This window comes from Wolbachia endosymbiont (group A) of Colletes cunicularius (assembly GCF_964264715.1).
Taxonomy (GTDB): Bacteria; Pseudomonadota; Alphaproteobacteria; order Rickettsiales; family Anaplasmataceae; genus Wolbachia.
Map to the genome: position 1 here is coordinate 954,664 of NZ_OZ183471.1, position 24,287 is coordinate 978,950.

Below are 24,287 nucleotides of genomic sequence, written 5' to 3' on the forward strand. Positions count from 1 at the left end.
TAATTATAAAGGAGTTGAGCGACTTTACGTAATGTCTACTATAAAAATCGAGAAGAAATCACAATTAGTTAAAGAGGTATTCGATTCCGTGGCAAGTCGCTACGACACCATGAATGATATAATGAGCCTCGGAATACACAGATTATGGAAAGATAAGATGGTAAATAGTGTGCATTTTACAAAAAACTCTAAGATTTTAGATGTTGCTGGAGGAACTGGAGATATAGCAATAAGAATAGTAAGAAAAGAGCCAAGTGCTAAGGTTACAGTATGTGACATAAATCAAAATATGCTAAGCAGAGGACGTGATAAAGCTATAAATTCAAACCAAATTAATTTTGATTGGGTATGTGCGAATGCAGAAAGTTTACCATTTGAAGACTCCGAATTTGATTATTGCACAATAGCTTTTGGCATTCGAAACGTTTCTGACCGCAAGAAGGCTTTAAATGAGGCGCACAGGGTATTAAAACCACATGGGAAATTTATCTGCTTAGAATTTGCCCCTATGCACTATCAAAATGAGATATTTACCAAACTTTATGACTTATATTCATTTAAAGTAATTCCTAAAATTGGCAGCATAGTTGCTAAAGACAGGAGTTCTTATGAATATTTAGTGAAGAGCATTAGAGAGTTTCCAACTCAGGCTGATTTTAAAATGGAAATTGAAGAGGTAGGCTTTAAGAATGTTGAGTTTCATAATATGAGCTATGGAATAGTGGCATTACACATTGGAACAAAATGAATATTAAATTCTGGTATAGAACGCTGGATTATTATCTCATCCTTCCAGTGTTTTTTTTGCTCACTATAAGCTTCATTCTTGTTTATTCAGCAAGCCCTGTAATTGCGCAGCGTCTTTCTTTACCACAAGATTATTTTATACGGCGCCATACAATTTATATAGTCCTGTCACTAATTACCCTGGTGACATTTTCTTTTCTCAACACAAGAACTATACTTAACCTCTCATTCGCAGGTTTCATTTTATTTACTATTTTAGTGGCAGCTGCGATAATACTTGGTATAGAGGTAAAAGGTGCGAAACGATGGTTACATATTGTCAAAATTTCAGTTCAACCATCTGAGTTCGTAAGGCCATTTTTTTCTGTTGTTATAGCTAGTATCTTAGCCAGCGGAATGAAGTTTAAAATGCACATATCAATCATAATATTTCTGTTAGTTTTTGTGTTGTTACTTTTGCAACCTGATTTCAGTATGTCCATGCTTTTAACATATTCTTTTATTGGTCAAATGTTTATTGCATGTATACCACTTTTATACTTTCTATGCATAATAGGAATGGCCACAACTGGAACTACAATAGCTTACTTATGCCTCCCACATATAAAGCAAAGGATTTACAATTTTGTCTTTTTTACGCAACGCGATAACTTTCAAGTCACAAAATCATTAGAAGCATTCAAAAGAGGTCAATTAACTGGAGTTGGACCTGGTGAAGGTAGCGTAAAAACCTCTCTTCCTGATTGTCATACAGATTTTGTGTTTTCTGTTTTAGCAGAAGAATTTGGTTTGATTACGTGCTTAGCCACATTGATGTTATTTGGCATCATTTCCGCCCGCTTGCTTTACGTTGCATATAGAGAAAATGAATTATTCAATCTATTGGTGATTCTTGGTATCTCAATTCAATTCATCACACAATTCATAATAAACACAGGGGTAACATTGAGTGTTTTTCCCACCACCGGCATAACCCTGCCACTACTTAGCTATGGTGGTTCTTCTCTTTTATCTTCGAGCATCGCACTTGGCATAATGCTGTCTTTCAGTAGAAATCAAGCTATCGCATTAAAGTTTCGTGAGCGTGTTATGCTTGTGGACTAGTGGTCACCCGCTCACAACTATTATTGGTATACCTCCAAATGGTTATCTGTTCAGATGAGTGGCAAGAGATATTATGAAATCTGAAAGAGTTATGTGGAAATTGTGTGCCGTAGAAGCATAAAGGATGTTCAGACAAAGAGCAAACTAAGTGCAAAAGCTACATAATAGATGAGGGTGGGCCCCTCAAAGCCGGTTTACAAGAGCAGGCTTTAAACAACCGTAAGCTGCTTTGATAAAGAGTCAAGGTAGTGAGAGTTACGGAAAAGGCACAATTATGTGTCATGTGTTAAATAGAGAGACGAACGCAAGTGAACCACTGATGAAGTGTCGAAACATCAAAGGTGACGTCAAAACCAGGGGGTAATTTCTAACTTGGGATAAACCTATCGGAAACTTGTTTACTGGGTAGGTGGCGTCCGGCATAAAGGTGGCGTGAATCTATTTTGGGCTATTGTGTAGAACTACGGGAACCTGTCGTTTCAATGACAAGGGAGAAATCCAAGAAGCTAAACTTCAAACGCGAATTCTGGATTAAGGAGGAAGAAAGTATAGGAAATAGAAGGCTTTGTGGATTTGATGGAATAGGAAATGAGAGTAGAAAAGATATGAACCAAAAAATTAACAGGGGATCTATGGCGAGTGTGTTCAATTTCTAGTCTATTTTTTAGGTAACCAAAAACAGTCTCAATGATAGACCTTTTTCTCAGTAAAATCTTCTCATTTAACGAAATCAATGTATTTTTCATACCTTTTTTCACCTTGGTAACAAGTTTCAAACCTCGGTCAAACAGCTTCTGAAAAAGCTCTTTTGCAATATAACCTTTGTCACCAAACAAAAGACCGATTAATTTTTCCGTCAGATTTGGCACAGGTATCCTATCATCAACATTGCCTTTTGTTAGCGTAAGTGCATGAATTTCAACATTTTCATTGATTACCATATGTAATTTGAAACCAAAAAACCAGCCGTAAGTGCTCTTGCTTAATTTTGCAATTCCAGCAAAAACTTTGTTTTTGGATATTCTTTTTGCATGACAAACTGCAATGGGAGTTGTGTCTATATATGAAATTCCAGTGTTTTCTGACTGTCCACAAAGCCAATGCAACAACATTGCTAAATGCCACAAAACCCTAGGCTTTAGAGCAACAAACCTGGTATATGAAGGTAACTTTGGAAACTCTGATTTGTAGAGCAACGTTAGGTAATGTAGATAGAAAGTTTTACACGGAGATTGTTGATATAGCAGGATTATTGTCATGATTTCGGAGTGCTCAATTTCCGTTGTTCTTGTGGGGTTTTTACCATTTGGCAGTAGTTTATCTGCAAAATTTTTCTCTATATCTCTGCAAAAATCATCGACCAAACAAAACAGTTTTGTTATATCTTCCATGGGTAACCTCATCTATTTTTTTATCACTGCTGAGTTTACCCTGTTTTCTTGCCTTTTCTATTCTCCTTTAATCCAGAATTCACGTTTATACGTCTAAAATTGGAGAGCCAAGCAAAGGTTCTCTCAACAATCCAACGTTTGGGAATAACCTGAAATCCTGTATCAACTATTTTCTTGGTAATCGTCAATAAACATCCAGTTTCCAATAAGCAGAGGTTTTGCAATTTACCTGTGTATCCTTGATCAGCAAAAAACTTATGTAATGTTGGAGCTTTGCATTTGGCTTGAACAAATAGCTCTATTATCTTCCATTCTTTGTCACTTATATCGCTTGGGTACATTTAAAATATATCTTATAACACACTTCTTAACTCCTTTCTACTTAGTTTGAAGACAGGCTCTAAGTATTTAATTTTATGACTATGTCCCTTTTGGTAGCCTGAAGACGGTTTTATACTTCCTGTTTCTTCTCTTCTTTTCCTCCACCAGTATATAGTTTTTCTATCAATTTTGAACATCTTGCTTACTTCTTCCATAGTCATTTTTTTCTCGTCAACCACTTTTAAAACTCGTTCCCTCAGGTCCTCACTATATGGCTTTGCCATCATTCTACCTTAATTAAAGCAGTATTATACCTTTTTACACTCCTTTGAGGAAACCTTATTTCGGTTAGCTATATCATCTTTAGCTAAATCTCTCGGAGTTTTACCATCTTTATTCTTTAGTAAAGGAGTCCACCCACCTTTATCTGCTATATTAATGTTTGCCCCTTTCTCTATTAGAGTGTTTACTATATTTGTATGACCATAGAATGCAGCATCATATAAAGGGGTACTTCCATCTTCAGCTACTGCATTAACATCAGCCCCTTTTTCTATTAGAAAATCTACCACATTTTTACAGTCTCTTTCGGCTGCAGAATGTAAAGGGGTCTGTCCACTTGTGTCTACTGCATTAACATCAGCTCCTTTTTCTATTAGAAAATCTACCACATTTTTACAGCCTCCTTCAGCTGCCGAGTGTAAAGGAGTCCTGCTAAAGCTATCTTTTACATCAACAGTTGCCCCCTTTTCTATTAGATAATTTACTACCCCTATATTACCGCGTAAAGAAGCCACATGTAAGAGAGTACATCCATATTTATCTACTATGTTGATATTGATTCCCTCTACTTCCAACAGAGCATTTATTGTATTTCCTAGATTATTGTAGACGGCTAAGTATAATAATGTGAGACCATTATCTTTAGGTTGAGTGAATGCATTATCTTCGAAATCCTCATCTTCAAAATCTTCAAATCGAATGAGAGAACCATCTTCACATTGAATGAACACATTACTTTCAACCTCAAACAGGTAATTTACATCAAAACCAGCCTATTCCCACTTTTTATACTCATCTTCTCCATTTTCTGCTTTTAATTTCTCTTTTATTTTTTCAATTACGTTATCCTTACTTAAGCCTTCCTCCTTATCAACTGCGCTTAACATTCTTTTCCACTGCTCATAGTTCATTGTCATAATTTTACCCCTACTTCAATAATATTTTAATTATCATGTATTATGGCAAAAAAATCAACTCATCTCTTCCAAAGGTTCTATATTAAAGATGGAAAGTCCAGAAGCGATGACGTGCGCTAAGGCTTGGACGAGAAACATTCTTGCAGCGGTGAGGTTTAAGTTGTCTTCCAGTATGAACCGCATGTTTAAATCACTCTTGCCATATCCCCATAAAACGTGAAACGCTTCTGCAACTTCAAGTAAGTAGAAAGTAATTCTGTGTGGCTCATAAAGCCTTGCTGCAGTTTCTACCACATCTAGCCACTTTGCTAAGGTTTTTATGAGGAAGAGCTCCCCATCGGTCTTTAAAAGTGAAGGATCTGCTGTTGGGAGCTCTTTTGGAGCATTACGCATTAATGAGTGAGCACGAGCATGCGCATATTGCACGTAAAAAATAGGGTTGTCTTTTGACTGTTCTTTAACTTTAGCAAAATCAAAGTCCAAGACCATATCATTCTTGCGTGTTAACATTATAAAACGAGTTATGTCCCTGCCAACTTCTTCCACTACATCTCTTGCTGTGAGGAAGTTTCCTGATCTTTTGGACATCTTAACAGGTTTGCCATTCTCGAAAAAATTCACAATATTATGCAGTTTTACCTCTATTTTTGCTTGATCATCACTTAGTGCAGAGACGACTGCTTTGAGCCTTTTGACATAACCGCCGTGGTCACTACCAAGCTCTACGATCATATTGTTAAAACCACGTGATATCTTATCAAAATGGTAAGCGATATCCGAGGCAAAATAAGTCCAACTGCCGTCCTCTTTCTTCAATGCGCGATCAACGTCATCACCAAATTTTGTAGAGCGAAATAACATTTCTTTTCTGGAAGTCCAATTTTCACTTTCTTTGCCTTTTGGTTTCTCCAGGTACCCTTCATACACTAGACCCTTGTCAGACAATATCTTTATACTCTCTTCGATTTTGCCACTTTTTTGTAGCTCATACTCTGAAGTAAAAACATCATGACTTACCCCAAGTAAGTTCATGTCTCCCTTTATGAATTCTAAGATAGAACTTAAAGTATATTCCCTAATCACCTGATTATCTTGCTTTTCTAGAATCTCCTTGCCATATTTTTTGGCCAGCCCATTCCCTATCGGTTTTAAATATTCACCTGGGTATAAACCTTTTTCGATGCTGATTTTTTCTCCCAGAGCTTCCTTATACCGCAAATATACTGACTTTATTAGTGTATCTATCTGCGCTCCAGCATCATTAATATAGTATTCCTTAGTAACTTTATAACCAACTTTTTTCAATAAATTTGCCAGAACGTCACCAAATACTGCCCCTCTTGCATGACCAATATGCAGTGGACCAGTTGGATTTGCAGATACAAACTCAACATTGATGGCCTGATTGTTCCCTATATCTAGGGTGCCAAACTCTGTTTTCAGCTCATTTATTTGTTTTAAAATTCCATGCCATACTTCTATTTTTAAGTGCATGTTGATGAAACCAGGGCCTGCTATTTCCACTTTTGCAACTTCATCAAAAGGTTTAAATTCTCTTGCTAACATCCCTGCAATCTCGACTGAATTCTTCTTTTCATGCTTTGCAAGCACCATAGCAACATTTGTATAGATATCACCATGTGCTCTATTGCTTGGAGGTTCTACAATAAAATTTACCGCACTTGTATTTATGACACCCCTTTGCTTCAACTCATTTAATTTGCTGGAAATTAGAGAGGAAACCTGTTTGAAAATGTTCATCAACTAGAAAAACTACGAAAACCTAGAGCAGTATAGCGAATAAGTGGTGCTAGTTGAAGGTTTATCTGATGTAATCTATAGCTAAAGTGATTAGGTTTACCGACAATTTGAAGAACTGTCATTCCGCTACTCGTTAGCGGCCGCGGTGGTATGACGTGTTGCTCCGTGTCAGCTACTTGGATGACACCTATAGCCCTGTCATTCCAACGCGTAACGCTGGAATGACAAAGAAGAATGGGCTATTGGTTTTTCATATGGTTATGCAAGATCTTGATTCCCTTTACCTTTATGTACTAGGTCTTATGTTGTGCAGCAGACCCAACAGTCTTTTCTTTTATGGCATATATTATGTGAAGCCGCATAAGCCTATAACATTACTGACACCTGATTCAAAATATCACTTATATGAAAAACGCTGGTACTACATCCTGAAAATCCCAAATTGTTTCTTTGCAAACTTCACAATCTCCTTTTTCTTCTGCACAACTAGTTATTCTTTTATCACTATCAAAAAATTCTTTGCATTCATCAAGTGTTTTATCACTTATTGTCCCATCTTTTTTTACAAGTTTATGCGTTTTCTTGTCAGCAATAATCAGTGGTTGATTTTGAGAAAGCACTACCTCTGGATTATTTTTGTCGATGCTTCCACCTTTGTAATATACTTTTGCGCTTACTACATGAGCGTCATCATCAAAAATAAGACTTTTACAATCCTCATACCAATCACCTTCAACATCTTGCCGTATATCATAAGATTCTTTGCAAAGATCACTTGGAGGAATAGTAACGCACCATGGATCCATACTTCCTCTATAGCTAACCGAAGTAAGATTTCCCCGAGAGCTGAAAGACAAAATCAATAGCCGAATTAATATTGGGCCAAAAGCTTGGCAGCACTTTTCTTATGGCATGCTTAATGGCAAACCAGAACTTCTCAATCGGATTTAAATCCGGTGAGTATGGCGGCAAGAACAAAATTTTACACCCAACATTTTCTATCAAATTTTTCGTTCTTGCAGATTTATGAAAGCTTGCATTATCGAGAACAATAGTCTGTCCAGGTTTTAATATAGGAACAAGTATATTTTCTACATAAGCATCAAAAATCTCGCTGTTGCAGTAGCCCTCAATTACCCAGGAAGCTTTAACTTTTCCCTCATTTAGTGCTCCTATTATGCTTACCCTCTTTCTTTTAAACCCTGGTTTATCGGCAAATAACCTCTTGCCTTTTTGAGACCACCCATATTCATAAAATCTGTTGTCTTCTACTCCAGAGTCATCTATGAATATCAAGTTTTCTTTTTCTATTCCTTCTATTTTTTTTATGAACTCCTTGCGTTTCTCTTCATTCCTTTCCTGATAAAGAAAAGTTTTTTTTATATGTATAGTTTACTTTTTTAAGATAATTGTAGACTGTGCCTTTGCACATGTTGCCAAATTTTTCAATTATTTTTTCAACCGTAATATCTCGGTTTTCATCCAGAAATTTGACAAAGCCATCTAAGTACTTAATTTTATGACTATGTCCCTTTTGGTAGCCTGAAGACGGTTTTATACTTCCTGTTTCTTCTCTTCTTTTCCTCCACCAGTATATAGTTTTTCTATCAATTTTGAACATCTTGCTTACTTTTTCCATAGTCATTTTTTTCTCGTCAACCACTTTAAAACTCGTTCCCTCAGGTCCTCACTATATGGCTTGCCATCATTCTACCTTAATTAAAGCAGTATTATACCTTTTTACACTCCTTTGAACGTGAATTCTGGATTAAAGGAGAATAGAAAAGGCAAGAAAACAGGGTAAACTCAGCAGTGATAAAAAAATAGATGAGGTTACCCATGGAAGATATAACAAAACTGTTTTGTTTGGTCGATGATTTTTGCAGAGATATAGAGAAAAATTTTGCAGATAAACTACTGCCAAATGGTAAAAACCCCACAAGAACAACGGAAATTGAGCACTCCGAAATCATGACAATAATCCTGCTATATCAACAATCTCCGTGTAAAACTTTCTATCTACATTACCTAACGTTGCTCTACAAATCAGAGTTTCCAAAGTTACCTTCATATACCAGGTTTGTTGCTCTAAAGCCTAGGGTTTTGTGGCATTTAGCAATGTTGTTGCATTGGCTTTGTGGACAGTCAGAAAACACTGGAATTTCATATATAGACACAACTCCCATTGCAGTTTGTCATGCAAAAAGAATATCCAAAAACAAAGTTTTTGCTGGAATTGCAAAATTAAGCAAGAGCACTTACGGCTGGTTTTTTGGTTTCAAATTACATATGGTAATCAATGAAAATGTTGAAATTCATGCACTTACGCTAACAAAAGGCAATGTTGATGATAGGATACCTGTGCCAAATCTGACGGAAAAATTAATCGGTCTTTTGTTTGGTGACAAAGGTTATATTGCAAAAGAGCTTTTTCAGAAGCTGTTTGACCGAGGTTTGAAACTTGTTACCAAGGTGAAAAAAGGTATGAAAAATACATTGATTTCGCTAAATGAGAAGATTTTACTGAGAAAAAGGTCTATCATTGAGACTGTTTTTGGTTACCTAAAAAATAGACTAGAAATTGAACACACTCGCCATAGATCCCCTGTTAATTTTTTGGTTCATATCTTTTCTACTCTCATTTCCTATTCCATCAAATCCACAAAACCTTCTATTTCCTATACTTTCTTCCTTCCTTAATCCAGAATTCGCGTTTTGAGGAAACCTTATTTCGGTTAGCTATAGTAGTGATATAACTGGAGTCTGTGCCATTCTTATCACAGTTAGTTACTTTTATACCAAATTGTTCTACATAATAATCCCCAGCTTTAATTTTGTCAATAATTTCTGCGCTTAAGTCAGGATAAAATTTATCCAATGCTTTTCTTATGTAAAGCTTAGCATCACTACCTACATTAACATATTCACCATCTTCTCTAGCATTCTCACATCCCCTTCGATTACACCCACTCTTGTCAACTTCTTTAGTAATTTTCTCAGTAATTTCTTCTTCAATACATTTACACTTAAGATCTTTTTCTAGTTCACCCTTAATATTTTTCTTCAATTCATTCTTAGTCTCATCATCAATTTCGCACTTAAGATCTTTACCACATTTATTATAGGTCACCTTACTCCTATTGGCAGTATCATCACATGGATCTATAATAAAATTAATTCCTAATGTATCACTGGTACAGCACGTATTAAATGGCAACCGATACATATAATTTGTATTTTCCTGATTCGGACAAGAAAGATTTTTTACTAGCATAAAGTACCTCCATTAGTAAATGAGATTATTAAAAAATTAACTATAAAGTGAAAGTGTGTACTGACAATGTACACACTTCATCACTTTGATATAATATCAACAGCACCCTCTGGTACTGATGGACAGAAAAATAGGTTTTAACCTCTTTTAAATCTAACACAGAAGAGTTTATTACTTCTACACATGCATCACACATGAAGAATTGTTTTCACAGCTGCCCATAAGTTTACCGTTATGCAAGCTGTATCTACAGGAGTGCATGAAGATGAAAAAATTATGGGTCATAATAATCCTTTAAAAAATACTATGAACGCGAATTCTGGATTAAGGAAGGAAGAAAGTATAGGAAATAGAAGGCTTTGTGGATTTGATGGAGTAGGAAATGAGAGTAGAAAAGATATGAACAAAAAGGGAATGTTCAAAAAAGTGTGTCAAACCGAAAAAAAAGTAATAAATTGATATAAAAAAATGGAGGTTTGACAATGAGTCAGAAAGTAGTAAACAGAACTAACGGATTGGTAGATTATAAAGAGTTGGAAACAAATATCCTGTCGTCTATACGAGAAGGAAGACCGTTGACAGGAAGGGAGGGAGCATTAACACCATTTATAAAAAAGCTGCTGGAGGCAAGTTTGGAAGGTGAAATAGAAAACCACTTATTAGCTGAAAGTGAAGAGAATAATCGAAGAAATGGGAGAAATGGAAAGACTTTACGGACAAGTGCCGGTTCATTTGAACTTTTGACGCCAAGGGATAGAGAAGGAAGTTTTGAGCCGCAAATAGTCAAAAAAAGGCAAACAAGCTTACATCCAGAGCTTGAAACGAAGATTTTGAGCACATTTGCCAGTGGTATGAGCTATAGAGATATAGCGTCACACGTTGAGGAAATTTATGATCACAAAATATCGGCGGCAGAGATATAAAGTATTACCGACAAATTACTGCCTATAATCAATGAATGGCGTAGTCGTCCACTGCAATCAGTATACCCGATAGTATTTATGGATGGGATGTTCTTTAAGGTCAAAGAGAATGGACATTGCGTAAGTAAATGTATGTACAATATATTGGGCATAGACCAAAATGGCAGAAAAGAAGTCCTGGGCTTTTATTTGGCTGAAAGTGAAGGAGCTAACTTTTGGTTGGGAGTGCTAAATGACCTCAAAGAAAGAGGAGTAGAAGATATTCTGATTGCATGTGTAGATGGGCTAAAAAGCTTTCCTGCAGCTATAAATAGTGCGTTTCCTAAAGCAGAAGTACAGCTATGTATAGTGCATCAGATAAGAAATTCACTAAAATATGTATCCAGCAAAGATGTGAAAGTTTTCATGAATGATTTGAAAAAAATATATCGTGCTACAAGTAAAGAAATTGCTGAAAATTACTTACTTGAGCTGGAAGAAAAATGGGGAGAAAAGTATCCTTTAGTTATAAAATCGTGGCAGAACAATTGGGAAAATTTATCTGGTTATTTCAAGTATTCTAGCCCAGTTAGAAGGCTAATTTACACCACAAATCCAATTGAGGGGCTGCACAGACAGATCAGAAAATTCACTAAAACCAAGGGCTCATTTACCAGCACAAATGCCTTGTATAAACAGGTATATTGTGCTATAAAGAAGGTAGAGCAAAAATGGACTATGGCTCTGCCTAATTGGGCTTTAACTATGTCTCAACTTGATATTTTCTTTCCAGATAGATTGAAAATTGAGTTGAACTAAAAATGCGGTTTGACACACTTTTTTGAACATTCCCGAATAACCTGAAATCCTGTATCAACTATTTTCTTGGTAATCGTCAATAAACATCCAGTTTCCAATAAGCAGAGGTTTTGCAATTTACCTGTGTATCCTTGATCAGCAAAAAACTTATGTAATGTTGGAGCTTTGCATTTGGCTTGAACAAAAAGATTTAGTGCACCATCAAGATCCTGAATGCTTGCACTTTGTACTTCAGCAGCAATTACAAGACCTACAGTATCTACAACGATGTGGCGCTTTCTACCCTTTACTTTCTTGCCAGCATCATATCCTCTGGATCCCCTTTTTGAGTAGTTTTTACTGATTGGCTATCTATTATTCCCACTGATGGAGTTTCATTCTTACCAATTATCTCTCTTACTTTTTTAACTAGAAAATCATGAATCTCTTGCCATATTCCACTTTTTTTCAATCGCTAATTACAACTATACACTGTTTTCCATGGTGGAAAATCTTTAGGCAGTTGTCTCCATTGACATCCTGTTCTCATCATATAGCGGATTGCGTTAATAATTGTTCTAATACTATGTTTTCTTGGTCTACCGGTCTTTTTAGGTTCAAAATATAGCTCTATTATCTTCCATTCTTTGTCACTTATATCGCTTGGGTACATTTAAAATATATCTTATAACACACTTCTTAACTCCTTTCTACTTAGTTTGAAGACAGGCTCTTACTACAAAAAGAGATTGATTAGTGGAAGCAACTTCAAATAAATCATAAATATCTGCTTCTCTATCACAAACGGTAACTACCTTAACATCCTTTAATCCAGGATGTTTAGTAGAGTCTTTAAGTGATGCTATCCACCGTATGCTTTCTTTCTCTTCTATGGGAAGAGCAGTATTATGGCTTCTTCTTTTCAACTCCTTTAGGTCTTCAGCTAAGGGAGGTCTAGTACTAATTTTTTGATCCAATAATCCTATAGGTAGTCCTTCTGTTGTAACTGCAAACGTTGTATGCATCACTAATCCATGGGTTTTAAAATTAGTTGTTTTAGATGTTAATCTTGCTGCTATAATCCCTAATCCTTCGGTCTTTTTATGATTTTTATATGAAATATAACTCGTGTCCTGGATAGCTAAGATAGTTGAGTATTCTTTAGCTCTTTCAACATTTTTAATTATATGACTGTCTAATATCTTTCTTTCAGAAATGGCATCTTTTTGGAAAAATCTATAAGCTGCTTTACTTTGATGCCAATCTTCACAAGCTTGATTTATTGAACACTCAGGCGATTCAGCAAAACTATTAACTATTTTTAGAAGCCTTTTACTTAATCTTATATCACCAAAATTAACAATTCCAAATTCACTTTCTGCCCATTCGCCAGTTGAGGTATTTATAGTTCTTTTCATCATATATTCCATTTTTAGACCATAGATCTATTTATAATAGAAAGTTGAATTAGTAAGATAGCAGCTTTTTCTCCTTTTAGATTTATGGGTAATAGTAAGCTTATCATGACAGTGAAGCTATTGTATTTGCTTTTGCCAATCTGCAGATTAAAAGGTAAGGATTACTTAATGTATCGGCGTCTTATGTTCAATTTTTTGCAGTATATAGATACTGTATGTCTTTACAAAACTTCATCTACATCTAGGTTTTTATCTAAATAAGCTGAACGCGCTTACAAAGCGTTACAAGACATCAAAAAATGCCAATACTCGACAAAGATAGTAAAAGACTAGCTAACTCGGGGATTCTTTGTCTTTTTTTCTGCTTGGTAAACTTCTTAAACATTTGCAGCGTAGGTTAGTTGCAATTAAAAGCAGCTTAATCTCGCTTGTCAAGCGTTTAAAACATAAAAAACGCCAATATTTTAAAGCGGATAATAACCACGGGGCTTCTTTGCCTTTTTTTCATTTGGTAAATTTCTTAATGTTTATAGCTAAAAGAGTCCAAGAGAGGTCAGTGCTCCTTTTTTTGTCATCCCAGTACCCCTGTGATAGCGCTCCTTTTTTTGTCATCCAACTTCTCTTGTCATCCCAGTGCGTGACACTGGGATCTAGTCTTTATTATGCAGCCACTTATTTAAAGTTAAGTTTTCTGGATCCAAGTAGTCAAGGCACTGGGATGACACCCTTTCCTAGATGGAGATAAATCACAATATTTGTACAGTTATGGAATTGCTCAACAGGCACAGTTTGACATAAAAAGCTTTGCTTTTTAAAATTTTGGGTTATACTTAGCTTAAGATATTCCAGTAGGAGGTTTATTGTGAATAGAAAGGAAGCTTTAAAAATATTAAGCTTTAGTCCAAGTGATAATCCAAGTGAATACGAAATTAGAAAAGCATATAGAAAATTAGCTCTTGAATATCATCCTGATAAACATTCAAGTGCAAGTGAGGGTGTGAAAAAACAAAATGAGGAGAAATTTAAAGAATTAGGTGTTGCATATAACCTTTTCACTGGAAAAGATACGGAAGAAGTTACAAAGTTAACTGACGAAAATTTAGATGAAATTAATTCTCCTGAAGATTTAAAGTTTTACTTATATACAGCTCTCCTTAAGCAGGATATAGCATTCCTCAAAAAGCTCTTTTCTAAGTTCAAGAGCAATAAAGATGGAAAATTTGGTGACTATGTTAACGAAATGTATCTTGAAAGTTATTCACCATTATCTATCGCTTTATCTAACGCTAGAGATTTGGAGGATTTTAGGCTTTTGAATCTGCTTTTAACAAATGGTGCTAACCCTGACATAAAAATATTCCGTGAGTATACTTCATTACATTTTATTGGAATTCTTGAACGTAGTGAAATTGTAGAGCTACTGTTAAAACATGGTGCTAACCCTGATATAAAGAATAAGCAATCCGAGACTCCATTAATTAGAGCTTCCAATCGTGGATATTATGAAACTGTAGAAATACTTTTAAAATATAGTGCTAGTCTTAGTGTACAAAATAAATATGGTGAAGTTCCATTACATAAAGCGTCTTCTAGAGGGCATTATAAAATCGTAGAACTGCTTTTGAAGCGTGGTGCTGGTAAAGAAAGCGAATGTGTCAATGATGCACTGCTTGCGGCAGTGGAATATCATGAACATGGTTATGAAAAAGAAAAAACTGTAGAGCTACTTCTGAAATATGGTGCAAATCCTAATGAAAAGAATTATCACATGAGGTTCATAGAATGTACTCCATATTTCGCTAATAATGATATAATAAATTGCATTAAGACACTTGTTTTGCCATATGGTAGCAATGATAAAGTTAAAAAGTTAATGGCTGAATATGGTGGTGTCGATAGGCGCTATCTACGTGATCAAACAATATTAGCTTGTTCGTGTTTAATAGCAACAGGTCTCTCTATTTTATACGTTGCATCTCCTTGGTGCTATGTACCAACAGCAGTGTTTGCACTTGCTGCATGTTTTTTCATTAAAAATGCTGTGCATGCCGCATTTTTCGCAAAAACAAAAGAGCCTTCTCCTGAATTTGCTGAAGTTATTACTGAAAAAGTAGTAAATAATGTTGGGCTAAATGCCGAGGACAATTCTCAAGAAACCGGTAATGCATTAGCTTAATCTACAGAGATCAAAAAAGTTCTTTTTTAAAAAACTTAAGTTATACTTATAAGTGTTTGATATCTTATATAGTAATTATGTCGAGTTTAAGCTGCCTTTATGGTGATAATGCAGAATTTGTAGAAGAAATGTATAGCCGTTATCTGCAGGGCGATAAATCAATCGGGGAAGATTGGTATAGAATTTTTTCAAGCAATTTAGAAATTAACAAAGCGGAGCCCTGCAATGCAACTAAGGTGGATGATTCAGTTTCTAGTTTGGCAAATTTTTTCAGGTCTTACGGTCATTTTTTTGCAGACCTTGATCCATTATCGCCAAATGAGAATCAATTAATAGATTATCAGAAATATTTGAGTATCTCTCCTACGGGTGACACTAGAATCTACAGAGATATTTACTGCAAGAATATCGGTTTTGAATTTATGCATATCTCCTCTTATGAGGAGAGAATATGGCTGCAGGAAAAGATCGAAAATCAAACCTATACGCTGAGTTCACAAGATAAAAAGGAAATCCTGAGGCACTTGATTGAATCTGAGATGTTCGAGCAATTTCTCCATATGAAATTTCCTGGATATAAGCGTTTCTCTATCGAAGGTGGAGAGTCAGCTATTGTTGCAATTGAGAGAATTATTAGTGATTCCGCGACTTTTAGTATTGAAGAGATAGTTCTTGGCATGGCTCACCGCGGACGACTTAATGTTCTAACCAAAGTTATGGGGAAAGAATATGCGGCAATGCTGTCTGAATTTCAAGGCAATCTTGCATACCCAAGTGGTCTTGAGGTGTCTGGTGATGTTAAATATCACCTTGGTTATTCTTCTGATCGAGCACTTACAGGTGGCAAAAAAATACATTTAAGTTTATGCCCTAACCCATCTCACCTTGAAGCAGTAAACCCAGTGTTAGCTGGAAGGGTAAAAGCAAAGCAAAGTATGAGATCTGCGCTTGGAATATCAATTCATGGTGATGCGGCTTTCATTGGTCAAGGAGTGGTTGCTGAAACTTTAACCTTAAGCAATATTGAAGGCTATAAGGTAGATGGTACCGTGCATATTGTCATTAATAACCAAGTTGGTTTTACTGCAAGCCCATGCTGCGCACGATCCTCTTTTTATTGCACTGACATAGCAAAATCGATAGAAGCCCCAGTGTTTCACGTTAATGGAGATAACCCAGAAGCTGTGAGTTTTGCTACAAGTCTGGCGATGAAATATAGGCAGAAATTTAAAAAGGACGTAGTGATTGATATAATATGCTACCGTAAATACGGCCATAATGAAGGCGATGAACCGAATTTCACTCAGCCACTTATGTATAAGGCGATATCAAAGCATAAAACTCCAGGAACACTGTATGAAGAGAAGTTGATCGCAGAGAAAGTATTAAGTGGTGATGAGGTAAATAAATTGCGCAGTGAGTTCAGGGCAAAATTAGATAAAAGTCTTGCTGAATCAGTGACTTACACTCCAAAAAAAGCTGACTGGTTTTGTGGAGTGTGGTCAAAATTAAGAAGAGCAAAGCTGAACGATTTGAGCGAATACTACACGGATTCTGGTGTTCCGCCAGATGAGTTGAAAAAATTAGGTGTGCATATAAATAGCAACATCCCAAGTCACTTTAACATTAACAATAAGGTTAGAAAAATACTCGATGGAAGAATAGACAGCATAAATTCTGGTAGCAATATAGACTGGGCAACTGCCGAAAGTCTTGCATTTGCATCACTGCTTGCAGAAGGAATAGGAGTGCGTTTATCAGGACAAGATTCTGGTCGTGGAACTTTTTCGCACCGTCATTCAAGGCTTGTTGATCAGGCAACAGAAGAAGCGTTTATTCCGCTAAACAATATAAATGAAAAGCAAGCTCACTTTGAGGTCATAGATAGCGCTTTATCAGAGTATGCTGTAATGGGCTTTGAATATGGATATAGTCTTGATTCTCCGTATTCACTGGTGCTCTGGGAAGGACAATTTGGTGATTTTGCAAATGGTGCACAAATTATGATCGACCAGTTTATCGCATCTGCAGAAACAAAGTGGTTGCGATCAAGCGGTCTAGTTTTATTGTTGCCCCACGGTTATGAAGGGCAAGGACCTGAGCATAGCTCCGCACGTATAGAGAGATTTTTGCAACTCTGCGCAGAGGATAATATGCAGGTAGTTAATTGTTCCACTCCGGCAAATTACTTCCATGTCTTACGCAGACAAATGCATAGAGACTTTCGTAAGCCTCTGGTAGTGTTTACACCTAAATCACTATTGCGTCATAAAAGAGCAGTTTCTAACCTATCTGACTTTGAAGGAAAATTCCTCACGGTAATTCCAGAATGTAGAACAGGTTTAGTTTCAAATAATGAAATACGTAAAGTTGTAATATGCAGTGGTAAAGTTTATTACGATATAATTGAAATGCTTGAAACACAAAAAATAAACGATATAGCAGTGATACGTTTAGAACAATTCTATCCGTTTCCGGCCGATAAATTAAGCAGCGAACTTGAAAAGTACAAGAACGCTGAAATTATATGGTGTCAAGAAGAACCAAAAAATATGGGGGGGTGGTTTTTTGTCAACCCATTGATAGAAGAAGTGTTGTCCAATCTCGATATTCAAGCAAAAAGATCTAAGTATATCGCAAGACCTGCTGCTGCATCTCCTGCATGTGGTTATGCTAGTGTTCACACTCAGCAACAGGAGGAAATTTTAAAGCAGCTTAATTAAACTTCATCTCTACTAGTGGAATGTTATTCCAGCTATTGCTTCCATAGTCATCAATAGAAGCGTTTAAGTAATCTGTATCAAAGCGCACGGGCACATCAAATTCGAAGCTCGCAGTGATTATTGCATCTTTTACTGGTGGCTTCATAAATGTTATTTCTCCCGTTGAATAATTTACTGAATATTCACTCTCTTCTTTACCATTTAAATAAATCTTTACTGTCCCATGTACTGGCTTTTTGATCATGCGTATATGCTTATCTTCCCCACTTACATAAGTTTTGATTAGCTGAAAAGTCGTTTTTTTGTTATCTCCTATACCAATCTTTTGATTAATGGCTATAAAATCTGACCAATCCTTAAAACGAAACCCTATTGCTTTACCTTTTCGTGCATGAAAAAATGTTATGAGTTCTGTTAGAGCCTGTCTTCAAACTAAGTAGAAAGGAGTTAAGAAGTGTGTTATAAGATATATTTTAAATGTACCCAAGCGATATAAGTGACAAAGAATGGAAGATAATAGAGCTATATTTTGAACCTAAAAAGACCGGTAGACCAAGAAAACATAGTATTAGAACAATTATTAACGCAATCCGCTATATGATGAGAACAGGATGTCAATGGAGACAACTGCCTAAAGATTTTCCACCATGGAAAACAGTGTATAGTTGTAATTAGCGATTGAAAAAAAGTGGAATATGGCAAGAGATTCATGATTTTCTAGTTAAAAAAGTAAGAGAGATAATTGGTAAGAATGAAACTCCATCAGTGGGAATAATAGATAGCCAATCAGTAAAAACTACTCAAAAAGGGGATCCAGAGGATATGATGCTGGCAAGAAAGTAAAGGGTAGAAAGCGCCACATCGTTGTAGATACTGTAGGTCTTGTAATTGCTGCTGAAGTACAAAGTGCAAGCATTCAGGATCTTGATGGTGCACTAAATCTTTTTGTTCAAGCCAAATGCAAAGCTCCAACATTACATAAGTTTTTTGCTGATCAAGGATACACAGGTAAATTGCAAAACCTCTGCTTATTGGAAACTGGATGTTTATTGACGATTACCAAGAAAATAGTTGATACAGGATTTCAGGTTATTCCCAAACGTTGGATTGTTGAGAGAACCTTTGCTTGGCTCTCCAATTTTAGACGTATGAGTAAGGATTATGAGCATTCTCCTCTCACTTCAAAAAATAACATCTTCTTTAATATGATCACTATTATGCTTCACAAATTAGCTCATTCTTGAGTTTGAAGACAGGCTCTTAGCTGCTCGTTTGATCTGACCCCGTAAGCTATGTTGTATCTAGTGCGTGCATGAGACCAATTGATGTTGCGATGTTCACAACCGTTATGAGTTGTTACAACGTCAGTGGAAAATTCCGGTCCTCCAGTGGAACCATAAGATATATTTTCTGGAAATCTAATTTCTGTGAATGACATATGTCCTCCTATGAAAGTAAAATTAAAGTAATTTGAGCTAAATAACACCAGGTCATCCTGATTAAAAAGTACAATTATTGATGTCTGTGCTTGAGAGAAAACTTGCTAATTGAATGGTACCTTAAGTGTAATTTAAGCACCACGCCTACGGTACATTGTACTCAGGTTCGTTTACGTTGTCAAGTAAAAAAAATAAAATTTTATAGCAAATTAATCGCTGAAGCTAGTCTTTGCTTGCGACTTAATTCATCTACTTTTTTGCGTAATACATTCAAATCAGTTGCTCCTACAAACAGACTATCCCCAATTATTAAAAAAGGTGTGCCACCTACTCCCAAATCTCTTACTAGGAGCTTACTGCCATTTATCATTTGCTCAATTTTGTCTGCATTATTTTTCATGGAACTATTAAAATCGTCCTCATCAATCCCTATGCTTTTCACTACATCCAATATGCTTTCGTCTGAAAATCCTCCTTTGTGACTTAAAGCAGAATAGTGAAAGTCGAAATATTTTTCTTTATCAATAAAGTAAACAGCTAAAGCGCTTTTTGCTGCCCTTAAAGAGTCATTACCAAGTATTGGAGCATCCCTAAAGATATACTTAATTTTACCGTCGTTAATTAACTGTTTTATATTGTCTTTTATAGTCTTGCAATATCCACAAGAATAGTCAAAGAAACCTACAGCTATAACACTACTATTTTCATTTCCGGAGTAAGGATAAGTAAGGTCAAATATTTGATCCTTGTATTGTGAAATTTTACTTTTGGTCACATTATCTCGAGCAGCGTAACTACTTTTAATCGACTCCTCTTTGAGAGTTTTTATGATCTTATCAAAATTTCTACTTATATAATTATCTAATTTCTCACCTATATAATCATCGCTTAGCATTTGGCTGCGATTTGAAAGCCAATTGTTTATTACTGGTAAACTTGCTACTGCCAGTATAAGGATCAATAAAAACGATATTCTAGACATACACTTACTTAAAGAATAATCAGACACATTATATTAAATAAATGTTCAATCTTAAGATATAAAAACATTTATATCAAGAAATGCAAACTTTATAAAGTGAAATTTAAGCATATTGTTGTAAAGTTCATTAGAAGATTTGGTGATGAAAACTTGTGCAGAGTTGGGGATTTGAGAGATTTGGATGGTCTTTACCGCCACGTCTAGCAATTGTAAGTGTGGTAGTAAAAAGTTGATTATCTTGTAATTGCCGCATATAATACTGGTAAACGCGGCGGTAAATTATATGAATGATTGGTAAAGAAATAGCCATCCTAGAAAGTAAACTTCTTTCCTAATCAGCTGGCTGTTTGTATTATAGGCAGCATTGTGTAAGTCTAATAAAATGATTTTTCAGTAAATATGGTGACGTAATGAAATTTTTAAAAACTCTCTTTAACTTAGCATTATTAGTACTTTTTGTAGCTTCTACAGCTGAAGCGAGGTGGAGCAAGTATGAAGATGCTTCCGTTGAGGTCAAATTTTCTAATGTTAACATTAGTGTTAATAAGGATGGTACCTATGAAGTGGAAGTTGAACAACTAGTAAAAATACTCAAGGAATCTGGGCGTAGCAGATTCTCTCCGTATAGTGTTATTTATAATGGTGATAGTGCAGAATTGACTGTTTTAGAGGCTAAAACAGCTTATAACGGAAAGGAATATATAGTCACTGAAGACATGATGGAGGATAAACCATTGGCTAGTCCTGGCAAAAGTTTCGATCAGTTAAGGCAAGTAACCATATCATTTTCTAAAATAGAAATTGGTACCGAAGTATATTTAAGATATAAAAGTATTAACAAAAAAGTCCCTGTTGATAATTTTTATAGCTTGAGCTCTTCTTATTATGGGGATTACTTCCAAGCAGAAAATACTAAAATCAATTCTAAATTACCTCTAGAGATTAAAGTTAATGATCCAAGAAACGTATTAAAGATCGTTGAGAAAAAAAAGAATGATGTACATTCTATAAGTATTACTTTAAAAAAAGCAGTTTATGAAAACACAATAAATGAGCCACATAATGGAATATTGAATATTAAACATAATACTTGGGTATCATTGTCAAGCTTATCTAAATGGAAGGATTTAGCTAAAAAATTAGCGCCTGGATATCATAGCGTCATTAATCAGCCACTTCCTGCAACTTTTACAGCTATAGTAGGATCTGCTGCCAATAAGAATACTGATGAGGAGAAAATTAATGCTGTTACTTCTTTATTGAACGAAAAAATCCAATACATGGGAGATTGGCGTACAGTATCAGGAAAGTATTTTCCGAGAGATTTAGAGAAAATTGCTGATTCTCAAGTCGGGGATTGCAAAGACTTTTCTGCCAGCACGGCTGCTATTTTACAAGAACTTGGTTATAAAGTTCAACCTATTTTAGTTATGAGGGGAACTACTGGCATTTCCAATCCTGAAGCGTTACCTAATATGGGTAATTTTAATCATGTGATGCTTAGAGTAACAAATAAAGGTGGAAAAATATATTGGATTGATCCAACTAATACTGTCAGTATGGCTCAGGGTATTTTCCCAGACATTGCTAATAGGAATGCTCTAGTACTGGATTCTGAGGAAGCTAGTTACATAAAAATTCCTGCTGTGCAAGCTGAAAATTCAAAAGTGATATCCTATAGTGAATTAACTATAGAAGATAATGTTGTAAGTGAACGCGGATGGCTTACTGTTCAAGGGGAGTCAACTCTAGGCTTAACAGGTGTTGGATTATATTATTCAAACGAACAATTAAGAGATTCTGTTTTTCGTATGATTAGTGGAGTATATCTTGATGAAGAAGAAAAGAAGTTCTTAGAGTTACCTGATCTTACTTTGCGTAATGTAGAGGGTCTTACAATTAAGTATGAATTTCAGCAAAAAAATAAGGTTTTTAAGACAAATCTAGGGCCTGCTTTGAATTTAGGAAATAATTGGCTTAATGATGTTGTGAATACAGCTTCTGATCAAGTATCAGACCTTTTTATCGGTATTCCTAAAACGAAGGAAAGTCATATGATAATAAAAGATATTAAAATTAAAAACTGTGAAAGTTTGAATTTTGAAATAGATACTCCTTGGTTATATGTAAATAGGTTCTGTAAATATAAAAATGATGGAACTGAATTTAGCAATGTAATAGCTATAAAGAAAAGTTTTATTACTAATGAAGAGTTAAAGACTGCTGAATATAAAAACTTAAAAAGCGAGCTGGAGAATAATTTTTCTAAGGCCTCTATAGTAATCAGTGAATAGATAATTGTCTTATGTACTTATTGTGCTGGAATCTGGGGAAAAGCACTACTTAGTAGACTTAAATACTCAAATATGTACAACAACTTACGTGACTTCATCAAAGCCTTAGAGGGAAAAAAGGATCTGATTAGGATTAAGGAGGAAGTTTCAACAGTTCTTGAAATGACAGAAATTCATCGCAGGGTTTTGTCAAATAAAGGACCAGCTATTATCTTTGAAAATGTTATCACGGAAAACGGTAAAAATTCGATTCCAGTTTTGGTGAATTTATTCGGTACTATTGAAAGAATTGCGTTGGGACTGAACATAAACCCTGATGAACTGAGAGATTTGGGTAAACTTCTTGCATTTTTGCGATCACCTGAGCCACCAAAAAACTTCAAAGATGCCGTGAAAATGTTTCCTTTACTAAAAGTTGTATTGTCGATGCGAAGTAAAGTTGTGAGCAAAGCTCCATGTCAAGAAGTGGTGCTAACTGGAGATGAGGTAGATCTTAGTTTGCTACCTATTCAAACATGCTGGCCAAATGAACCTGCACCACTTATCACCTGGCCAATTGTGGTGACAAAAGGCCCAACGGAAGACAAGCAAGATAATTTCAATCTTGGAATATATCGTATGCAGGTTATAGATAAAAAAACGACTCTAATGCGCTGGCTTGCACATCGTGGTGGTGCAGGTCACCACAAACGATGGAAAGAGAAGGAACAAAATATGAAATTTCCTGCTGCTGCTGTGATCGGTAGTGATCCTGCAACAATTATTGCTGCGGTAACTCCAGTGCCAGAAACATTGTCAGAATACCAATTTGCTGGGTTGCTGCGCAAAAAACCGCTCGAGCTTGTAAATTGTAAGACTATTCCGCTTCAAGTGCCAGCTCATGCAGAGATTGTTCTGGAAGGCTATGTAAGTTTGGATAGATATCAAGATGAAGGGCCATACGGAGATCACACCGGCTACTATAATTCTGTTGAGCAATTTCCAGAATTTAATATTACTGCAATTACTATGCGCAAAAATCCAATTTATCTCAGCACTTTCACTGGCAAGCCACCTGATGAACCATCAATTCTTGGTGAAGCGCTCAACGAAATCTTTGTGCCCATTCTTATCAATCAATTTCCAGAGATAGTGGATTTTTATCTACCACCAGAAGGTTGTTCATATAGAATAGCGGTAGTGTCGATAAAAAAATCCTATCCAGGGCAGGCAAAAAGAATTGTTATGGGCATACTTTCTTTTCTCAAGCAGTTTTTATACACGAAGTTTATTATCGTTGTTGATGATGATATAAATGTACGTGATTGGAAGGAAGTGATGTGGGCAATATCAACTAGAATGGACCCTGTGCGTGACACAATCACAATAGAGAACGCACCTATTGATTATTTAGATTTTGCTTCCCCTGAAAGTGGCCTGGGAGGTAAGATGGGATTTGATGCAACAAATAAAATCCCGCCTGAAACCAAACGAGAATGGGGAGAGAAAATTGAAATGAGCGAAGAAATAGTAAGAAAAATCACGGAGAAGTGGGAAGAATATGGATTGACAGGTGATTAAATTATGATGTAGCCTATCGCCGTATATCCGGGGGTGGGTTGTTGTGAGGCTTTTTCACTTTTTATTCTTGTTAATGTGTTTTTCTCTGTATTACTATGCGGGTTTTATATTTTCGCCCTGCCCAAAAGCTAAGGTTTGCTTTTCACCTGGAGAAGATTGTGCTGTACCGATAATCAGCGTAATAGATCCATACGCGTC

General features: G+C 35.7%; 26 protein-coding genes and 4 pseudogenes. 13 read left to right on the forward strand and 17 right to left on the reverse strand.

The genetic code is table 11. The features are described from left to right. The first annotated feature begins 31 nt into the window (after nucleotides 1–31). Both ubiE and ACFELZ_RS05635 read left to right on the forward strand, forming a co-directional pair. Nucleotides 32–748 (forward strand): bifunctional demethylmenaquinone methyltransferase/2-methoxy-6-polyprenyl-1,4-benzoquinol methylase UbiE, encoded by a 717-nt coding sequence (gene ubiE / locus ACFELZ_RS05630; RefSeq protein ID WP_375315878.1) that lies wholly within the window; start codon nucleotides 32–34, stop codon nucleotides 746–748. Next, the gene (locus tag ACFELZ_RS05635; RefSeq protein WP_264732371.1) at nucleotides 745–1,851 is read left to right on the forward strand and encodes an FtsW/RodA/SpoVE family cell cycle protein; all 1,107 of its coding nucleotides are present in this window, start codon (nucleotides 745–747) and stop codon (nucleotides 1,849–1,851) included. Before ubiE ends, ACFELZ_RS05635 begins: the two co-directional genes overlap by 4 nt. Nucleotides 1,852–2,357: 506 nt before the next feature. Here the strand turns inward: ACFELZ_RS05635 and ACFELZ_RS05640 are convergent. From ACFELZ_RS05640 to ACFELZ_RS05680, 9 genes are all read right to left on the reverse strand, one after another. Then, nucleotides 2,358–3,242 (reverse strand): IS982 family transposase, encoded by an 885-nt coding sequence (locus ACFELZ_RS05640; protein WP_375315879.1) that lies wholly within the window; start codon nucleotides 3,240–3,242, stop codon nucleotides 2,358–2,360. Between the two features lie 35 nt (nucleotides 3,243–3,277). Beyond that, nucleotides 3,278–3,583, reverse strand: a complete 306-nt coding sequence (locus ACFELZ_RS05645; RefSeq protein ID WP_375315880.1) for a transposase — start codon at nucleotides 3,581–3,583, stop codon at nucleotides 3,278–3,280. 12 nt (nucleotides 3,584–3,595) lie between these two features. Then, nucleotides 3,596–3,850 carry an IS630 transposase-related protein gene (locus ACFELZ_RS05650; protein WP_375315881.1) on the reverse strand — a complete coding sequence of 85 codons (255 nt, stop codon included), beginning with the start codon at nucleotides 3,848–3,850 and terminating at the stop codon, nucleotides 3,596–3,598. Nucleotides 3,851–3,871: 21 nt separating this feature from the next. After that, on the reverse strand, nucleotides 3,872–4,576 hold the full coding sequence (locus ACFELZ_RS05655) for an ankyrin repeat domain-containing protein (RefSeq protein ID WP_375315882.1): 705 nt from the start codon (nucleotides 4,574–4,576) through the stop codon (nucleotides 3,872–3,874). Nucleotides 4,577–4,618: 42 nt separating this feature from the next. Then, nucleotides 4,619–4,762, reverse strand: coding sequence for a hypothetical protein (locus tag ACFELZ_RS05660; RefSeq protein ID WP_375315883.1), 144 nt, complete (start codon nucleotides 4,760–4,762; stop codon nucleotides 4,619–4,621). A 54-nt stretch (nucleotides 4,763–4,816) separates the two neighbouring features. Continuing rightward, on the reverse strand, nucleotides 4,817–6,523 hold the full coding sequence (gene argS, locus ACFELZ_RS05665) for an arginine--tRNA ligase (RefSeq protein WP_375315884.1): 1,707 nt from the start codon (nucleotides 6,521–6,523) through the stop codon (nucleotides 4,817–4,819). A gap of 401 nt (nucleotides 6,524–6,924) precedes the next feature. Beyond that, nucleotides 6,925–7,380: a hypothetical protein gene (locus ACFELZ_RS05670; RefSeq protein WP_375315885.1), complete on the reverse strand. Its 456-nt coding sequence runs from the start codon at nucleotides 7,378–7,380 to the stop codon at nucleotides 6,925–6,927. Further along, entirely contained in the window at nucleotides 7,343–7,912 is a 570-nt protein-coding gene (locus ACFELZ_RS05675; RefSeq protein WP_375316618.1) for an IS630 family transposase, read from the reverse strand. The genes ACFELZ_RS05670 and ACFELZ_RS05675 overlap by 38 nt, the downstream gene beginning before the upstream one ends. Further along, entirely contained in the window at nucleotides 7,872–8,186 is a 315-nt protein-coding gene (locus ACFELZ_RS05680) for an IS630 transposase-related protein (RefSeq protein WP_375315886.1), read from the reverse strand. Before ACFELZ_RS05680 ends, ACFELZ_RS05675 begins: the two co-directional genes overlap by 41 nt. Before the next feature lie 176 nt (nucleotides 8,187–8,362). Between ACFELZ_RS05680 and ACFELZ_RS05685 the strand changes: the two genes are divergently transcribed. Further along, nucleotides 8,363–9,223 carry an IS982 family transposase gene (locus ACFELZ_RS05685; RefSeq protein ID WP_375315786.1) on the forward strand — a complete coding sequence of 287 codons (861 nt, stop codon included), beginning with the start codon at nucleotides 8,363–8,365 and terminating at the stop codon, nucleotides 9,221–9,223. Here the strand turns inward: ACFELZ_RS05685 and ACFELZ_RS05690 are convergent. Continuing rightward, nucleotides 9,195–9,797, reverse strand: coding sequence for a hypothetical protein (locus ACFELZ_RS05690; protein ID WP_375315887.1), 603 nt, complete (start codon nucleotides 9,795–9,797; stop codon nucleotides 9,195–9,197). The two genes, ACFELZ_RS05685 and ACFELZ_RS05690, sit on opposite strands and share 29 nt — an antisense overlap. A gap of 234 nt (nucleotides 9,798–10,031) precedes the next feature. On the opposite strand from ACFELZ_RS05690, the gene ACFELZ_RS05695 reads away from it, so the two are divergent. Together ACFELZ_RS05695 and ACFELZ_RS05700 are read left to right on the forward strand one after the other, a co-directional pair. Beyond that, complete coding sequence (locus tag ACFELZ_RS05695; RefSeq protein ID WP_375315888.1) at nucleotides 10,032–10,256, forward strand: hypothetical protein; 225 nt, start codon at nucleotides 10,032–10,034, stop codon at nucleotides 10,254–10,256. Between the two features lie 23 nt (nucleotides 10,257–10,279). Continuing rightward, nucleotides 10,280–11,518: pseudogene (locus ACFELZ_RS05700) on the forward strand (IS256 family transposase). On the opposite strand, the gene ACFELZ_RS05705 reads toward ACFELZ_RS05700, so the two are convergent. The 4 genes and pseudogenes from ACFELZ_RS05705 to ACFELZ_RS05720 form a co-directional block, all read right to left on the reverse strand. Further along, nucleotides 11,515–11,862 (reverse strand): transposase, encoded by a 348-nt coding sequence (locus tag ACFELZ_RS05705; protein ID WP_375316678.1) that lies wholly within the window; start codon nucleotides 11,860–11,862, stop codon nucleotides 11,515–11,517. The pseudogene ACFELZ_RS05700 and the gene ACFELZ_RS05705 sit on opposite strands and share 4 nt — an antisense overlap. Beyond that, on the reverse strand, nucleotides 11,805–11,969 hold the full coding sequence (locus ACFELZ_RS05710; RefSeq protein WP_375315781.1) for a hypothetical protein: 165 nt from the start codon (nucleotides 11,967–11,969) through the stop codon (nucleotides 11,805–11,807). The genes ACFELZ_RS05705 and ACFELZ_RS05710 overlap by 58 nt, the downstream gene beginning before the upstream one ends. Nucleotides 11,970–11,972: 3 nt before the next feature. Then, complete coding sequence (locus tag ACFELZ_RS05715) at nucleotides 11,973–12,170, reverse strand: transposase (RefSeq protein WP_375315805.1); 198 nt, start codon at nucleotides 12,168–12,170, stop codon at nucleotides 11,973–11,975. Nucleotides 12,171–12,225: 55 nt separating this feature from the next. Further along, a pseudogene (locus ACFELZ_RS05720) lies at nucleotides 12,226–12,918 on the reverse strand (IS4 family transposase); the annotation flags it as partial. An 859-nt stretch (nucleotides 12,919–13,777) separates the two neighbouring features. Between ACFELZ_RS05720 and ACFELZ_RS05725 the strand changes: the two are divergent. Both ACFELZ_RS05725 and ACFELZ_RS05730 read left to right on the forward strand, forming a co-directional pair. Next, nucleotides 13,778–15,091 carry an ankyrin repeat domain-containing protein gene (locus ACFELZ_RS05725; RefSeq protein ID WP_375315889.1) on the forward strand — a complete coding sequence of 438 codons (1,314 nt, stop codon included), beginning with the start codon at nucleotides 13,778–13,780 and terminating at the stop codon, nucleotides 15,089–15,091. A gap of 77 nt (nucleotides 15,092–15,168) precedes the next feature. Then, on the forward strand, nucleotides 15,169–17,814 hold the full coding sequence (locus tag ACFELZ_RS05730; RefSeq protein ID WP_375315890.1) for a 2-oxoglutarate dehydrogenase E1 component: 2,646 nt from the start codon (nucleotides 15,169–15,171) through the stop codon (nucleotides 17,812–17,814). Here the strand turns inward: ACFELZ_RS05730 and ACFELZ_RS05735 are convergent. Continuing rightward, nucleotides 17,807–18,220, reverse strand: coding sequence for a TIGR02217 family protein (locus ACFELZ_RS05735; RefSeq protein ID WP_375316679.1), 414 nt, complete (start codon nucleotides 18,218–18,220; stop codon nucleotides 17,807–17,809). The two genes, ACFELZ_RS05730 and ACFELZ_RS05735, sit on opposite strands and share 8 nt — an antisense overlap. Before the next feature lie 71 nt (nucleotides 18,221–18,291). On the opposite strand from ACFELZ_RS05735, the gene ACFELZ_RS05740 reads away from it, so the two are divergent. Genes ACFELZ_RS05740 through ACFELZ_RS05750 form a run of 3 tightly spaced genes read left to right on the forward strand, consistent with a single transcriptional unit; the run spans nucleotide 18,292 to nucleotide 19,058 of the window. Beyond that, nucleotides 18,292–18,489 (forward strand): transposase, encoded by a 198-nt coding sequence (locus ACFELZ_RS05740; RefSeq protein ID WP_375315805.1) that lies wholly within the window; start codon nucleotides 18,292–18,294, stop codon nucleotides 18,487–18,489. A gap of 3 nt (nucleotides 18,490–18,492) precedes the next feature. Continuing rightward, on the forward strand, nucleotides 18,493–18,657 hold the full coding sequence (locus ACFELZ_RS05745; RefSeq protein WP_375315781.1) for a hypothetical protein: 165 nt from the start codon (nucleotides 18,493–18,495) through the stop codon (nucleotides 18,655–18,657). Nucleotides 18,658–18,674: 17 nt separating this feature from the next. After that, nucleotides 18,675–19,058 (forward strand): transposase, encoded by a 384-nt coding sequence (locus ACFELZ_RS05750; RefSeq protein WP_375316621.1) that lies wholly within the window; start codon nucleotides 18,675–18,677, stop codon nucleotides 19,056–19,058. Between the two features lie 17 nt (nucleotides 19,059–19,075). Here ACFELZ_RS05750 and ACFELZ_RS05755 read toward each other — a convergent pair. Next, nucleotides 19,076–19,252 (reverse strand): annotated as a pseudogene (locus ACFELZ_RS05755) (DUF2460 domain-containing protein); the annotation flags it as partial. Nucleotides 19,253–19,452: 200 nt separating this feature from the next. Continuing rightward, complete coding sequence (locus tag ACFELZ_RS05760; protein ID WP_375315892.1) at nucleotides 19,453–20,235, reverse strand: DsbA family protein; 783 nt, start codon at nucleotides 20,233–20,235, stop codon at nucleotides 19,453–19,455. Between the two features lie 410 nt (nucleotides 20,236–20,645). Here ACFELZ_RS05760 and ACFELZ_RS05765 point away from each other — a divergent pair, with 410 nt between their 5' ends. The 3 genes and pseudogenes from ACFELZ_RS05765 to ACFELZ_RS05775 form a co-directional block, all read left to right on the forward strand. Next, entirely contained in the window at nucleotides 20,646–22,529 is a 1,884-nt protein-coding gene (locus ACFELZ_RS05765) for a DUF3857 domain-containing protein (RefSeq protein ID WP_375315893.1), read from the forward strand. Between the two features lie 72 nt (nucleotides 22,530–22,601). Next, nucleotides 22,602–24,089, forward strand: a complete 1,488-nt coding sequence (locus tag ACFELZ_RS05770; protein WP_375315894.1) for a UbiD family decarboxylase — start codon at nucleotides 22,602–22,604, stop codon at nucleotides 24,087–24,089. Between the two features lie 43 nt (nucleotides 24,090–24,132). Next, nucleotides 24,133–24,276: pseudogene (locus tag ACFELZ_RS05775) on the forward strand (phospholipase D family protein); the annotation flags it as partial. Nucleotides 24,277–24,287 lie beyond the last annotated feature (11 nt).

Coding starts and splice junctions, on each gene's coding strand:
- ubiE (WP_375315878.1), top strand. CDS start 32: ATGTCTACTATAAAAATCGAGAAGAAATCACAATTAGTTAAAGAGGTA.
- ACFELZ_RS05635 (WP_264732371.1), top strand. CDS start 745: ATGAATATTAAATTCTGGTATAGAACGCTGGATTATTATCTCATCCTT.
- ACFELZ_RS05640 (WP_375315879.1), bottom strand. CDS start 3,242: ATGGAAGATATAACAAAACTGTTTTGTTTGGTCGATGATTTTTGCAGA.
- ACFELZ_RS05645 (WP_375315880.1), bottom strand. CDS start 3,583: ATGTACCCAAGCGATATAAGTGACAAAGAATGGAAGATAATAGAGCTA.
- ACFELZ_RS05650 (WP_375315881.1), bottom strand. CDS start 3,850: ATGATGGCAAAGCCATATAGTGAGGACCTGAGGGAACGAGTTTTAAAA.
- ACFELZ_RS05660 (WP_375315883.1), bottom strand. CDS start 4,762: ATGACAATGAACTATGAGCAGTGGAAAAGAATGTTAAGCGCAGTTGAT.
- argS (WP_375315884.1), bottom strand. CDS start 6,523: ATGAACATTTTCAAACAGGTTTCCTCTCTAATTTCCAGCAAATTAAAT.
- ACFELZ_RS05685 (WP_375315786.1), top strand. CDS start 8,363: ATGGAAGATATAACAAAACTGTTTTGTTTGGTCGATGATTTTTGCAGA.
- ACFELZ_RS05690 (WP_375315887.1), bottom strand. CDS start 9,797: ATGCTAGTAAAAAATCTTTCTTGTCCGAATCAGGAAAATACAAATTAT.
- ACFELZ_RS05695 (WP_375315888.1), top strand. CDS start 10,032: ATGCAAGCTGTATCTACAGGAGTGCATGAAGATGAAAAAATTATGGGT.
- ACFELZ_RS05715 (WP_375315805.1), bottom strand. CDS start 12,170: ATGTACCCAAGCGATATAAGTGACAAAGAATGGAAGATAATAGAGCTA.
- ACFELZ_RS05730 (WP_375315890.1), top strand. CDS start 15,169: ATGTCGAGTTTAAGCTGCCTTTATGGTGATAATGCAGAATTTGTAGAA.
- ACFELZ_RS05740 (WP_375315805.1), top strand. CDS start 18,292: ATGTACCCAAGCGATATAAGTGACAAAGAATGGAAGATAATAGAGCTA.
- ACFELZ_RS05760 (WP_375315892.1), bottom strand. CDS start 20,235: ATGTCTAGAATATCGTTTTTATTGATCCTTATACTGGCAGTAGCAAGT.
- ACFELZ_RS05765 (WP_375315893.1), top strand. CDS start 20,646: ATGAAATTTTTAAAAACTCTCTTTAACTTAGCATTATTAGTACTTTTT.
- ACFELZ_RS05770 (WP_375315894.1), top strand. CDS start 22,602: ATGTACAACAACTTACGTGACTTCATCAAAGCCTTAGAGGGAAAAAAG.